Raw genomic sequence first — 14046 nt, forward strand, 5'->3', positions numbered from 1 at the left:
CAATCGGGCTGCAAAAACTCTCCTTCGCGCAGGCTGACTGAATAGTAAGATCGAAGCAATGGAATTATTTACGATCGGACACTCCAATCTAAGTATTGAAGCGTTTGTTTTGCTGCTGCAACAACACGGAATTACGGCGGTTGCGGACGTGCGATCGCATCCTTTTAGCCGCTATTTACCTCATTTTAATAAATCCGAAATTAAAGCTTCTTTGTCAAGTGTCGGCATTCAATATGTTTTTTTAGGCAAAGAGTTGGGCGCGAGACCCGAAGATTTAAGCTGTTACGATACTAGCGGCAAAGCTTTATACGATCGCATAGCAGCAACTCCTCTATTTGCAGCAGGAATTCAGCGCTTGCTCCAAGGCGCAGCCAATTATAAAATCAGTTTAATGTGTGCGGAAAAAGATCCGATTACTTGTCATCGGACTATTTTAGTGTGTCGCCAACTTAAAGTATTTAATTTACAAATTAATCACATTCTGTCAGATGGCAATTTAGAATCGCACCAGCATTTAGAACAAAAACTTTTGAGCAAGTTTAACAAAGTAAAAAAAAATAATGAGCCAATTCAGCTAAGCTTGTTTGAATTAGAGCCTCAAGTTAAACAGAAAATAGTTGATTTAGAAACAGCTTATTATCGTCACGGATGGGAAATCGCTTATGTCAGCAAAAAAAGCAATTAATTAATTTATCAAATATGTCGCAGTTGACGAATTTTGCTAAGCCAAAATATTTAAATTCCTGCCCGCCCAACCTAATTTTGTAGGGGCGCAATGCGCCCATTACTGCTAGAAGTAGCGCGTCAAACAATTTTTCGCATAAGTCCCGAATAACTCTTGACATCGCATACATTTATAAATTAGGGTACAGCCCTCCGCGCCCGCCCTATTTTTATAAATTTTGTTCGAGTTTTAACCTTGTTCATGCTATAATTCTGCGGGACTGTAGCAGAAAGGGGTGCTTTTTGATGAAAGCAGAATTTTATTTTGACTGTCACAAATATATTTGCAGTTTAGTTCAAGTAGATTTTGTCAAAGAATTAAAAATAAAAAATCATCAAGGTTTTGTTTTGGCTGTTAAGCAAGGACAAAAGATTGGACTTTTGGGGAAAAGCCGCCATAATGCTAAACAAGTTGATGTATCTAAGCCACATTTTTATAATGTAATTAAAGCGGCTATGAGCGCTTTGGAATTAGAAACTAAAGATGAGGTTATATTAGAGAGAAATCGAACTCTTGCTGATGCCGAAGAAATGATTCAGCAGCAAAACCGAGAAATTCGCGTTCTCAACGAACAGATTAGAATGCTTGTGACTAAGGTTGATGAATTGTCAAGGGAAAAGCAGCAGTTATCCATGCAGCTAGTAGACAAGGAAATCAGAGAAACTGAAATTAGTCAAGAAATTGATAACTTTCCTGCTACCGAGGAAGATTTAGTGGTGGCGGAAATTGAGAATCGGATTGGAGAAGCTGAAATTAATGAAAAAATCGAAGAATTGTCGGTTCAAGCTTCTGGGTTAGCGGTGCAGTTAATCCCAAATCCACCGAATTCGGAGGAGATTGAGGAAGAGGAAGAAGTCAGCGGGGGCGATGTTGAAATTGTTGATTTAGAAATTATAGAAGAAGTAGAAGAAAATCTCAATAAAGTAGACATTCAAGGAGGCGAAAGTGAAATTAAGCGACTGCCTAAAAGGTCTTCAAACAGAAAAATGAGAAAGAAATCTTAATGCTTTAGTTATAGAGCAATCCTCGCATCATGGGTAAATTTATTATGGACTCCCAGCGGGTTCGGAGAGGGTTGGGGTGGAGTAAAAATTTACGAGTCATTTAGGATTGCTATATAACTCGTTTAATTGTGGCGATCGCATTTTCCCGCAATTCCTCAACATTTAAACGAAAAAATCCCTCACCTGCGATCGCCCGTTTTCCCCCCGCAGCCTCACCCACAACAGAATTTTGACAAGAATCCAGGGCGATCGGTAAAATTACAGGTACGATGGCTACGCCCCGGCTTGCGCCTACGAACTATTGTTAGCAGCATTAAATCCTTCAGTAATTAGTCGTTCCCCAACAGTCACATAATTGTTGACAATATTGCACAATAGATAAAATTGTAAATATATAGCACCTGCGTTTTTTTTGACCGCTTATGAATAGCAAATTCCTCGATCGCCTCCACCACCCCTCACGCCCCGTCATCGTCTTCGACGGCGCAATGGGAACCAACCTGCAAGTCCAAAACCTCACCGCAGAAGACTTTGGCGGCAAAGAATACGAAGGCTGCAACGAATATCTCGTCCACACCAAACCGGAAGCCGTCGCCAACGTGCACCGGGGATTCCTCGAAGCAGGGGCCGATGTCATCGAAACAGATACCTTCGGCGCTGCTTCCATCGTGCTCGCCGAATACGATTTGGCAGACAAAGCATATTATCTCAACAAAACAGCAGCCGAACTCGCCAAGGGTATCGCCACCGAATTTTCCACACCAGAAAAACCGAGATTTGTCGCAGGATCGATCGGGCCAGGCACCAAATTGCCCACATTAGGACACATCGATTTCGACACACTCACCACCGCTTTTACCGAACAAGCAGAAGGACTTTATGACGGCGGCGTTGACTTATTTATTGTCGAAACTTGTCAAGATGTGCTGCAAATTAAATCAGCATTAAATGCCATTGAAGAAGTATTTAAGAAAAAAGGTGCGCGAATTCCGTTAATGGTATCAGTCACAATGGAAGCCACCGGCACAATGTTAGTCGGTTCCGACATCAGCGCCGCCCTAGCCATTTTGCAGCCGTACCCGATTGACATTTTAGGCCTGAACTGTGCCACCGGGCCCGATCGCATGGCCGAACACGTCAAATACCTTTCCGAACATTCACCCTTCGTCGTTTCCTGCGTTCCCAACGCCGGTTTACCCGAAAACATCGGCGGCCACGCGCACTACAAACTCACGCCAATAGAATTAAAAATGGCCTTGATGCGCTTTGTCGAAGACTTAGGCGTGCAAGTCATCGGTGGCTGCTGCGGCACCCGCTACGATCACATCCGCGAACTATCAGAAATTGGCAAAACTCTTAAACCCAAAATCCGCGAAATTACTTGGGAACCTTCCGCCGCTTCAATTTATAGCGCCCAACCCTACGAACAAGAGAATTCCTTCTTAATTGTCGGCGAAAGACTCAACGCCAGCGGTTCCAAAAAATGCCGCGATTTGCTAAACGCCGAAGACTGGGACGGTTTAGTAGCAATGGCCAGGGAACAAGTGCGAGAAGGCGCGCACATTCTTGATATCAACGTTGATTATGTCGGCCGCGACGGCGTGCGAGACATGAAAGAATTAGTCTCCCGCGTTGTGACTAATGCAACTCTCCCTTTAATGCTGGATTCCACAGAATGGGAAAAGATGGAAGCTGGCTTAAAAGTTGCGGGCGGCAAATGCTTGCTGAATTCCACTAACTACGAAGACGGAGAACCGCGTTTTTATCAAGTTTTGGAGTTGGCGAAAAAATACGGCGCGGGCATAGTTATTGGTACAATTGACGAAGACGGGATGGCCAGAACAGCCGACCAAAAATTTGCGATCGCCCAACGCGCCTATAACGCCGCCGTCGCCTACGGAATTCCCGCCGAGGAAATCTTTTTTGATACCCTAGCTTTGCCCATTTCCACCGGGATTGAAGAAGACAGAAAAAACGGCAAAGCTACCATCGAATCCATCCGCCGCATTCGCCAAGAATTGCCAGGTTGTCACGTCATCTTAGGAGTTTCTAACATCTCCTTCGGCTTGAATCCGGCGGCGCGGCAAGTTTTGAATTCGATGTTTTTGCACGAAGCAATGCAAGCCGGGATGGACTCGGCAATTGTCAGCGCTAATAAGATTTTGCCCCTGGCCAAAATCGACCCCAAACACCAAGAAATCTGCCGTAAACTCATTTACGACGAACGGGAGTTTGACGGCGATATTTGCGTTTATGACCCCTTGGGCGACCTGACAACGGTGTTTGCGGGCAAAACCACAAAGCGCGATCGTACAGAAGACGCAAGCCTCCCGGTAGAAGAACGCCTCAAGCAGCACATCATCGACGGCGAACGCATTGGGCTCGACATCCAACTCGCCAAAGCATTAGAAACCTATCCGCCTCTCCACATTATCAATACTTTCCTATTAGACGGGATGAAAGTAGTCGGAGAATTATTTGGTTCTGGACAAATGCAACTGCCATTTGTATTGCAGTCAGCAGAAACCATGAAAGCGGCAGTTGCCTATTTAGAACCGTACATGGAAAAGTCCGAATCCGGCGACAACGCCAAAGGAACATTCATCATCGCTACTGTCAAAGGCGACGTTCACGACATCGGCAAAAACTTGGTTGATATTATCCTATCAAACAACGGCTACCGAGTGATAAACTTGGGTATTAAACAGTCAGTTGACAATATCATCGAAGCCTACGAAAAGCACAAAGCTGACTGTATTGCGATGAGTGGCTTGCTGGTAAAATCCACCGCATTCATGAAAGAAAATCTGGAAGTATTCAACCAGAAAGGAATCACGGTTCCGGTAATTTTGGGCGGCGCGGCTTTGACTCCCAAGTTTGTACATGAAGACTGCCAAAATACTTACCAAGGTAAAGTAATTTATGGCAAAGATGCGTTTTCTGACTTGCACTTTATGGAGAAACTCATGCCAGCCAAATCTGCTGGTAACTGGGAAAATTTGGCGGGATTTTTAGATGAAATAGGGCAGGAGAATGGGGCGGTTAAAGAAGCTAAAACGGCGCCAGAAAATTCTGTAGAAGATGCCAAGAAAGCAGACACTCCTGTGGTGATAGATACCAAGCGATCCGAAGCGGTTGCTGCAGATATCGATCGCCCGACTCCTCCTTTCTGGGGAACGAAACTGTTGCAGGGAGAAGACATCCCCTTTGAGGAGATTTTCTGGCACTTAGATTTGCAAGCTTTAGTTGCCGGTCAGTGGCAGTTCCGCAAGCCCAAAGACCAATCGCGGGAAGAATACGACGCTTTCTTAGCTGAGAAAGTTTATCCCATCTTGGAAGAGTGGAAACACAAAATTATCGCCGAAAATTTACTGCAGCCGCAAGCAATTTACGGGTATTTTCCCTGTCAAGCTGAAGGCAATTCTTTGTATTTGTACGACCCGGAAATTATGAATAACGGGCAAGATGTATCGACACCCGCTGCAACATTCACATTTCCCCGCCAAAAATCGGCGCGCCGACTGTGCATTGCCGACTTCTTTGCGCCCAAAGAATCGGGTAAAATCGATGTATTTCCGATGCAAGTAGCGACAGTGGGAGAAATTGCTACAGAGTACGCGCAAAAGCTATTTGCTAACAATCAATATACCGACTATCTCTACTTTCACGGGTTAGCGGTACAGACAGCGGAAGCAATAGCAGAATGGACTCACGCGCGAATTCGCCGGGAATTGGGCTTTGGTAGCGAGGAACCGGACAATATTCGCGATATGCTGGCACAAAGATATCGCGGTTCGCGGTACAGTTTCGGCTATCCCGCTTGTCCGAACATGGCGGATCAGTACAAGCAACTGGAATTGTTAAAGTGCGATCGTATCAACCTCTACATGGATGAAAGCGAACAACTTTATCCCGAACAATCAACAACGGCAATTATCACCTATCACCCAGCCGCCAAATACTTCAGCGCTTAATTTATAGGGTGGGCTTCACACTTTTTTCTGTCGTTTTTCTCGTTCTTATACTCGTTACCAGGCTCTGCCTGGTAACGCAGTTCCAGAGGCTATGCCTCAATATTCCTCAACTTAAAAACCTGGAGGCTATGCCTCCAGAAATGCCTTTCCTGCTAGAACCTGGGAAGGAAAAACCAACAAAAAAGCACCTTAACAAAAGTGCTTTCATGAATATGAACTTTCCGTATCTGACGAAACTTTTATGAGTAATTCCGGGGAGTGCGTGCACCGGCAGATGCTCCTACCATCGAAGCAACTAAACCCAATAGCGAGCCGAACAAAAATGACCAACCAGCTTTCGCAGCATTACCAGCGATATTGCGAGTATCCTGAGCAGTTACGTTAGGCGCTTGGTTCGGCAAATCGACCCCGCTTTGCTGCGCTTGATTAATTGCTTCTCCCGCATTCGCAGCTATGACGCCAAAAGTACCGGCCACGCCATTTGCTAACAGCCAAGAGCCAATTGTTAAGGTCGTTGCCCACAAAATTGCGCCGTTCAAAAGCGCTGTGTTGCGATTCATCGGGCCGCAAGCGCGAGCCGTTACCCAACCGCCAACGGCCAAGCTAATTAACAAACTGATAATTGACCAAATTCCGACGCCGGTACCCACGTCTCCTGAAATACTGCGCGGAGCTCCTGAATTAGCAATGTTGCTCAAGCCGATCGCAGCGCCCAATGCACTTAACACCAGTTGTGTGCCGATCGCAATTACCAAACCTGAAAAAATCGGGCCCCAACGTACTCGATCGTGGTATTCCATCACTGAATTTACGACCACGGGTTCGGTACCAACGTTATCTACAGGTCTATTTACGTATGACATAGGTTTTTTTTTCCTCTTAGAGTTGCTTTAATTTTTAACAATCTTTCACCTTAAGCATTGATTGTGGCTGAGATTGATAAAAACTATATCTGCCTGGGGAAATAACCAGTCTCTATGTCTGAAGAAAGAAATGAAAAAGTCATCAGCCCTCAGCCCGCCACTAATGACAGATGACTGATGACTGATGACGGATAACTATATTTATCCAGTTAGAAAAGTTCGCGGACGTATACAGGAAGGACAGCTTAGCGCAGTCTTACAGCCGTCCCAACGGCAGTAATCAGCAGCAAAGCCCCGTTTGTGTCTACATTAATCGTGCCGGTGTCAACTTCCACCCCGATTACGGCATTGGCGCCCAGGCGCTGAGCTCGTTTTTCGAGTTCCGCGAGGGCCTCTCGCTGTCCTTTGAGAAACACTTCCTCGTAACTGCCGGTGCGCCCGCCGATGATGTCGCGAATGCCCGCGAAGAAATCTCGCAGGGCGTTGGTGCCGTAAACCACCTCAGCAGTTACTATTCCCAAGTAAGATTGAATTTCTGATCCTTGGATAATATCAGTTGTTGTTACAATCATCAGTTGGCCTCAAATACGAACATTTTGAGTTAGTCGAGTTCTGTAGATTTACTACATCTCCCCGTTCAAAGATTTCCGGCAAACCCTAAGCTGTCAGCTTGACAAGCGGACAGCAACTCGCTCTTTCATTCCACACACGCTTTGAAACAAATGGCCGTATACAAACAAAGTCTCTTAGTATTCAGTACGCTTTTGGTAGCAGGACTCGCTGTCGCAGCGCCGCAGATAGCACTGTCAGCAGAAACGTTAGTTCAAGTCAACCCTCAAAATGATTCAAATTTAGATGCTCTGCTGCGACAAGGGCGCGAGTTGGTAGATTTAGGAGACTACAGTAAGGCGATCGCCATTTATCAGGAAGCGGCACGGTTAGATACGGAAAACCCCCGCATTTTTTCGGGTATTGGCTATTTAGAAGCGCGTCAGGGCAATTATCAAGCCTCAGTAGAATTTTACCAACAAGCGATCGGTCTGGAACCGAACAATGCTGACTTCCAATACGCATTAGGGTATGCTATGGCGAATTTGCAAAACTATCCTGCAGCAGCCACAGCTTACCGCCGCGCCGCTGCGCTCGATCGCAAAAATGTCAATGCCCGGATCGGTCTTGGAGTGGTACTCTTTCAGCAAAAAGATTACAGCGGTTCTTTTAAAGCATACCAAGAGGCGATCGCCCTCGATCCGAAAAATTGGCAAGCTTATTCTTCAATGGGTTTAGTATTGATCCAGCAGGGAAGTTTTGCCAGTGCTGTCACCGTACTCCAACAAGCAGCCGAACTCGCTCCCAAACAAGCCGGTGTCCAGTTAAAATTAGGCACTGCTTTGCTGGGTGCCGGCTATACTTCCGAAGGGCTAGCAGCTTTTGAAGAAGCTGCCAAATTGGAACCCCGGAATCCAGAAGTGCAGCTAGAAATTGGCGAACTTCTCCAGGCTCAAAACGACTTCGACGGAGCGCTGGTAGCTTATCAGCGGGCTATTGCGGTGCGACCAAATTTAGTGGAAGCACACGCAGGAATCGGGAAAATTCAACTGAAAAAACAAGATTTTTTAGGAGCGATTACCACTTTTGGGCGAGTGATTAAGCTCGAACCAAACAGAGCCGAAGCTTATTACAATATGGGTACGGCACTCAAAGCACGCGATCGCAAATCCGAAGCGATTGAAGCTTTTAAACAAGCCCTCGACACTTACCGCCAGCAAGGCAACAATGATGGTGCAACAAAAGCTGAGGCGGCATTGCGGGAACTAAAGTAATATTTCTCAAGGTACTAATTGGTAATTGGTAATTGGTAATTAGTTTTGAGTTTTGAGCAAGTAATTTTTGTAAGGCTTAACCCTTCCAATCCCAGGGTTGCGAGGAAGGAAACAATCTCAAAACTTTTTCTCTTGCCTTTTGTCTCTTGCCTCTTGCCTCTTCCTTCGTTGTTTCAAAAAATCGGGTTTATCGGGCAGATATTGCTGGTGCTTAAGTTTTTTGTTAATCACAGATAAACGCGGCTAAATGCGGTATTATACTGGGGCTAGTTTTGATTCTGGCGATCGCTCTGTAAATTCAAGAGGAAATCAGGGCGATCGCAGTTAAAAATTTGCGACAGGCTATCTCTTTTGTAAGATGCTCAAACTAATCTCTTAAGATCAATCTATTTCTATCGGTAGAGACTGGTAACTTGTTAACATTTGTAAAATGAGCAAAATATCCTATCCCCATATCTTCATCTATGCAAACGTATGATGTCATTATCATAGGCGCCGGTCACAACGGGCTAGTCTGTGCGTCTTATCTCCTCAAAGCGGGATATACGGTCTTGTTGTTAGAAAAACGTTCGGTTCCCGGCGGCGCGGCAACTACTGAAGCTGCGATTCCCGAATTGCCGGACTTTAAATTCAATATGTGCGCGATCGACCACGAATTTATCCATTTAGGGCCAGTTGTAGAAGAATTAGAACTGGAAAAACACGGTTTAGAATATCTTTTCTGCGATCCAGTTGCCTTTTGTCCGCATCCCGACGGCAAATATTTCTTAGCGCACAAATCAGTAGAAAAAACTTGTGCTGAAATTGCCCGCTACAACGAGCGCGATGCCAAAAAATATGCTGAATATACAGACTTTTGGCAGCGGGCTTTAGGTGCAATGGTTCCGATGTTTAATGCGCCACCAAAATCCCTCATAGATATTGCAGGCAACTACGATATTGCCAAACTCAAAGATTTATTTTCAGTAATAGGTTCCCCCGACAAAACGCTGGACTTTGTTCGCACGATGCTCACCAGCGCGGAAGACATTCTCAACGAGTGGTTTGACGAGGAATTTATCAAAGCACCCCTAGCAAGATTCGCCGCAGAACTCGGCGCGCCTCCTTCGCAAAAAACTCTGGCTGTAGGCGCAATTATGCTGGCAATGAGGCACAATCCCGGCATGGCAAGACCGCGCGGAGGGACGGGTGCATTAGTGCAAGCGCTGCTTAGTGTAGTGAAAAAATACTCGGGCGTGGTACTTACCGACCAGCACGTCGAGAAAATATTAGTTGATGACGGTCGCGCTGTGGGAGTCCGAGTTGCCAACGGCACGGAATACCGCGCTACAAAAGGTGTCATTTCTAATATTGATGCTAAGCGCTTGTTTCTGCATTTAATGGATGACAGCGATGTCGATGCTGCTGACCCGAATTTGCGGGAAAGATTGGAGCGCAAAATTGTTAACAACAACGAGACTATTCTCAAAATAGACTTAGCTCTCAATGAAATGCCCAAGTTTGAGCGCTGGAATCATCGGGACGAATATTTAATCGGTTCGGTTTTAATTGCAGACTCGGTGAGACACGTTGAAATCGCTCACAGCGACCCTTCAATTGGCAGAATTCCCGACTCAGACCCATCGATGTATGTGGTGTTTCCGACGGTACTAGACCCGTCAATGGCTCCCCCCGGACATCATACGGCTTGGATTGAATTTTTTGCTCCTTACATGATCGAAAATGCTGAAGGAACCGGCCAGCACGGTACGGGTTGGACGGATGAGCTGAAAAACAAAGTTGCCGATCGCTGCATTGATAAATTAGCAGAATACGCCCCCAATATCAAAAATGCAATTATCGGCCGCCACGTGGAAAGTCCGGCGGAATTGGGAGAACGTTTGGGGGCTTTGAAGGGAAATTATTATCACGTTGATATGACACTAGATCAGATGATATTTTTCCGTCCTTTGCCGGAGTTGGCGAATTACAAAACGCCGATCGACGGTTTGTTTCTGACCGGGGCGGGAACGCATCCGGGCGGCTCAATTTCGGGTATGCCGGGACGTAATACCGCTCGCGTTTTCATGCACTCGCAGCAGCCTTTCGCGCAGACTTTCGCAGATGCGGCTAACACTCTGAAAGCGAAGGGTAAGTCGGTATTTCGGAGTAATGAGAAGTAAGATTTTTAGGAACCGCAGATAAACGCAGATAAACGCAGATGTGATTCATCTGCGTTTGTTTGTATTGATTTATCAGTGTGCGAGTGCGAGAATTTTTTCTGGTTGATTCCCTGTGAAGGGAAAACGATTTGCGATCGCCCTCAATATCTTTTCTAAATCCGCTGCATCTTTCGCCAAGGCTGGCGGCGGTTCGCGCTGCGTCAAATCTGTTAAAATATTTTGTCATCAGAGAGCATATTCCCTCGAAAAAATTCTCAATATTAGAAGAAAAAGTTAACGCTGAAGCCATTTTTAAACTTAGTATCGCAGCCAAACCTCTAATGAAAGCAAAACAGGCAAGTCGCTGGTAGAAGTCGCTCCCCATCTCCGAATCAGGGCGATCGCCACTGATCCCCCAGCATCTGACATTCTCATAAATTCATACTTTATGTGGATGAAAACGCCGGCCCCAAGTTGAGAAACTGAGAAGTGGCGTTACCCTTTTTTTAGCGATGGCAAACCGAGTTTTGATTGTCGGCGGGCGGGGACGAATTGGCAGCAGCGTTGCCCAAGACCTTGTTACCCATACCGACGCAGAAATTACCGTTACCGGACGCAACTCTGAAGCCTCTATTGGGCCGGGATTGCCGCCGGATCGGGTGCAGTACCAAACTTTTGATTTAGCGGACAGTGCAGCCCTGCAAAAAGCTGTTTCAGAGTCTAATCTTGTCGTTCACTGTGCGGGGCCTTTTCACTACCGAGACGCCAGTGTATTGAAAACTTGCATCGAAGCAGGTGTTAATTATACTGATGTCAGCGACAGCCGCAGTTTTACTCGCAGAGCTTTAGAATTGCGCGAAACTGCTAAAAATGCTGGGATTACTGCTATTATTAACACGGGCATTTTCCCCGGTGTGTCTAATAGCATGGTGCGCCGAGATGTGGAACAATTAGATGAAGCAGAACATATCCATTTGAGTTATGTTGTCGGAGGTTCTGGCGGTGCTGGCGTTACCGTCATGAGAACCACTTTTTTAGGACTGCAAACCCCTTTTGAGGTTTGGGCCGATCGCAAGTGGCAGCAAGTAAATCCCTACAGCGATCGCGAAACAATTGAATTTCCCGCACCCTACGGCAACACAGGGGTTTACTGGTTCGATATGCCGGAAGCCATCACTTTGCCCGAAACTTTCGCCGTCAAATCAGTTGTGACTAAATTCGGTACGTCTCCCGACCTTTACAATCACCTTACCTGGTTTGTTGCCAAGTATTGGCCTGCTAGCTGGCTCAAAAATAACTCCGTGATTGAATTTCTCTCCTACGTCAGTTATGGGATGACCAGTGTTACTAATAGTTTTAGTGGGGTTGGTGTGGCAGTGCGATCGCAAGTGACTGGTCTCAAAAACGGTCAACCCGCTAAAGTTTGCTCGACAGCGGTACACCCCAGTGCTGCCGTCGCTACGGGCATCGGTACTGGCAGCATAGCTCAATTAATGTTAGAAGGAAAACTGGAAAAACCCGGAGTTTGGTCGGTCGAACAAGCTCTTTCTACTGAGCTATTTGAACGAGCTATGCAGAACAGAAAACTAGACATAGAGCAGGTTGTTTTGTAGTTAGTAGGTTATTTTTAGCAATTTAAAATGTTGGGAAATGGGATTTTTGCCCGAACTGCGAAGACGCAAAAGACGCGCCGAAATAGAAGAGTCAGGGGCTTCGTAATTGATGAGAAAACCCCTAGATAGGGTTCCTCGCAGGAATTGCGATCGCCCCTGATATGAGATGAGTTCCGCTTGTCTAACTAATCTATCTTTTGGTAGAAGTAATAATAACAAGCAGGCGCTTAAGATATTGGAGGTCACGGGAAACATCCCTTTTGGCTCGCTCTAGATGCGGTAGCTGCGACAAAGATTGCGATTGAACCAAGGTTGTCAATGTGCGATCGCAGTGAAGGGGCGACAAACACCATAATTTTTGCGAAAAAATACCAGGAGAAGTTGATATGAAGCGGGTTTTAAAAGCTCTAGGACAAACATTGAGCCAAAGCATTTTGCTGGTCTGTACCCTGGCGTTCATTGGTCTGCTAAGTCTAGCGGTAGTACCCAGTCAGTCTGCTTACGCAGGTCAAGACAGAACTCAGGCGCAGCCAGAAGCTAAAATTACTGACCCCGCAGAAAGTTTCGAGGATCTGAATCCCCAAGCAGCTTACGAAGAAATAGTCAAAACCTCTCAAAATCCTGCAAAGGTCGAGAAAGCTTACGACGAAAGCTTAAAGGAGTACAAGGGAGAACACCCGCAAGAAGGCATAGTTCAAAAAGCTGAAGATTTGATCGAAAAGGTAACGGGCAACTAATAAATCAAGAGATTTATATCTAACTCAAGTTGCTGGTAAATACACAGCTTCCGTGAGTAAACAATTGAGCCGAGATCAGAACTCACTTGAACATAATCATCTAGGGTGCGCCTCGGCGCCCCTGATCGCTTTAGAGTAACGTGTAAAACTACTTTTTGAGTCCCGAACTATTTTTTCATTTCCCTGCTTTTTAAGCTAGCAGATTCATCCTCAAGGAAGATGAATAGAGATGAGTTTAAAAGGTAAATTTAATTAAGAGTTACAGTTAGATAAAAGGAAAAAAATATCATGAGCGATGACAAAAAAACGGTACATGAACCTGATGCTAACCTCGACCCGATTTCGGGCGAAACAGGGGCCCATCCAGTCGCAACGGGTATTGGTGCGGCGGGTGCGGGTGCTGCAGGTGCTGCGATCGGCGGTGCCATCGGCGGGCCTGTAGGAGCAGTGGTAGGCGCTGTGGTGGGTTCGTTTGGCGGCGGTTTAGTGGGCAAAGGTGTGGGCGAGGCGATCGACCCCACGGTAGAAGAGGCTTACTGGCAAAGCAACTACAGTTCCCGTCCTTACGTGGACACTAGCGCGACTTACGAAGACTATCAGCCTGCATACCGCACGGGTTATGAAGGATACAGTCGCTATGGCGCTACGGGTAAGAAATACCACGAGATCGAAGACGATTTGCGGCGCGACTACGAAACAAATCGGGGTAAGTCTAAAGTGACTTGGGAAAAAGCTAAGCCCGCCACGCGCGACGCTTGGGATCGGGTGGAACGCGCTGTTCCTGGCGACATTGACAAAGACGGTCGCTAAGGGCTTACGCCAAGTATTTCTCTGTCTTGGAGACACACAAACTCAAGCGTTCCGGTTATTTTTAGCCGGGTACCGGAATGGAGGAAAGTGTTTGAGCAAAAAAACCCGGCTGCAGCGTCTTGGACTGTTGTTGATAGGTGCCACAGTTTTTAACGCGAGTTTAGCGAAGTTTTTGGGGATTTTCAGCCCCTCTCTACATCGGAGAGGGTATTTTTATGCTCCCTTGAAATCGCCTTTTTCAGCACGATTTTTTTTTATTTTACAGGACTGTTCGCTGCGATAAGTAGCTAGACAAAATTAATTACATAGTTTTCTCCAAATTCTTTCAGGATTTTTTCCACAGAGGTAACAAAAGTA

The 14046-nt window shown here is 46.1% G+C and carries 11 protein-coding genes; 8 read left to right on the top strand and 3 right to left on the bottom strand.

Annotation, left to right across the window (positions count from 1 at the left end; translation table 11 throughout):
• Nucleotides 1-58: 58 nt before the first annotated feature.
• The 3 genes from QUA36_RS03490 (at nt 59) to metH (ending at nt 5702) form a co-directional block, all read left to right on the top strand.
• Nucleotides 59-685: a DUF488 domain-containing protein gene (locus QUA36_RS03490; RefSeq protein ID WP_333455558.1), complete on the top strand. Its 627-nt coding sequence runs from the start codon at nt 59-61 to the stop codon at nt 683-685.
• 284 nt (nt 686-969) lie between these two features.
• Nucleotides 970-1728, top strand: a complete 759-nt coding sequence (locus QUA36_RS03495; RefSeq protein WP_333161637.1) for a hypothetical protein — start codon at nt 970-972, stop codon at nt 1726-1728.
• A 422-nt stretch (nt 1729-2150) separates the two neighbouring features.
• Nucleotides 2151-5702, top strand: a complete 3552-nt coding sequence (gene metH, locus QUA36_RS03500; RefSeq protein ID WP_333455560.1) for a methionine synthase — start codon at nt 2151-2153, stop codon at nt 5700-5702.
• Nucleotides 5703-5941: 239 nt separating this feature from the next.
• Here metH and QUA36_RS03505 read toward each other — a convergent pair whose 3' ends face one another.
• Both QUA36_RS03505 and QUA36_RS03510 read right to left on the bottom strand, forming a co-directional pair.
• Nucleotides 5942-6565, bottom strand: coding sequence for a hypothetical protein (locus QUA36_RS03505; protein WP_333455562.1), 624 nt, complete (start codon nt 6563-6565; stop codon nt 5942-5944).
• Nucleotides 6566-6810: 245 nt separating this feature from the next.
• Nucleotides 6811-7137 (bottom strand): YbjQ family protein, encoded by a 327-nt coding sequence (locus QUA36_RS03510; RefSeq protein ID WP_333455564.1) that lies wholly within the window; start codon nt 7135-7137, stop codon nt 6811-6813.
• Nucleotides 7138-7287: 150 nt separating this feature from the next.
• Here QUA36_RS03510 and QUA36_RS03515 point away from each other — a divergent pair, with 150 nt between their 5' ends.
• Both QUA36_RS03515 and crtO read left to right on the top strand, forming a co-directional pair.
• Complete coding sequence (locus QUA36_RS03515; RefSeq protein ID WP_333455566.1) at nt 7288-8388, top strand: tetratricopeptide repeat protein; 1101 nt, start codon at nt 7288-7290, stop codon at nt 8386-8388.
• A 464-nt stretch (nt 8389-8852) separates the two neighbouring features.
• Entirely contained in the window at nt 8853-10550 is a 1698-nt protein-coding gene (gene crtO / locus QUA36_RS03520) for a beta-carotene ketolase CrtO (RefSeq protein WP_333454305.1), read from the top strand.
• Nucleotides 10551-10622: 72 nt separating this feature from the next.
• Here the strand turns inward: crtO and QUA36_RS03525 are convergent, their stop codons facing one another.
• Nucleotides 10623-10754 (bottom strand): hypothetical protein, encoded by a 132-nt coding sequence (locus QUA36_RS03525; RefSeq protein WP_333455568.1) that lies wholly within the window; start codon nt 10752-10754, stop codon nt 10623-10625.
• Nucleotides 10755-11041: 287 nt separating this feature from the next.
• On the opposite strand from QUA36_RS03525, the gene QUA36_RS03530 reads away from it, so the two are divergent.
• The 3 genes from QUA36_RS03530 (at nt 11042) to QUA36_RS03540 (ending at nt 13689) form a co-directional block, all read left to right on the top strand.
• Nucleotides 11042-12142 (top strand): saccharopine dehydrogenase NADP-binding domain-containing protein, encoded by a 1101-nt coding sequence (locus tag QUA36_RS03530; protein ID WP_333455570.1) that lies wholly within the window; start codon nt 11042-11044, stop codon nt 12140-12142.
• Between the two features lie 386 nt (nt 12143-12528).
• Nucleotides 12529-12879, top strand: coding sequence for a hypothetical protein (locus QUA36_RS03535; protein ID WP_333161652.1), 351 nt, complete (start codon nt 12529-12531; stop codon nt 12877-12879).
• A 288-nt stretch (nt 12880-13167) separates the two neighbouring features.
• A complete protein-coding gene (locus QUA36_RS03540) occupies nt 13168-13689 on the top strand; it encodes a hypothetical protein (RefSeq protein WP_333161654.1) in 522 nt (173 codons plus the stop codon).
• The last annotated feature ends 357 nt before the right edge of the window (nt 13690-14046 follow it).

Source organism: Microcoleus sp. Pol10D4 (genome assembly GCF_036701555.1).
Taxonomy (GTDB): Bacteria; Cyanobacteriota; Cyanobacteriia; order Cyanobacteriales; family Microcoleaceae; genus Microcoleus.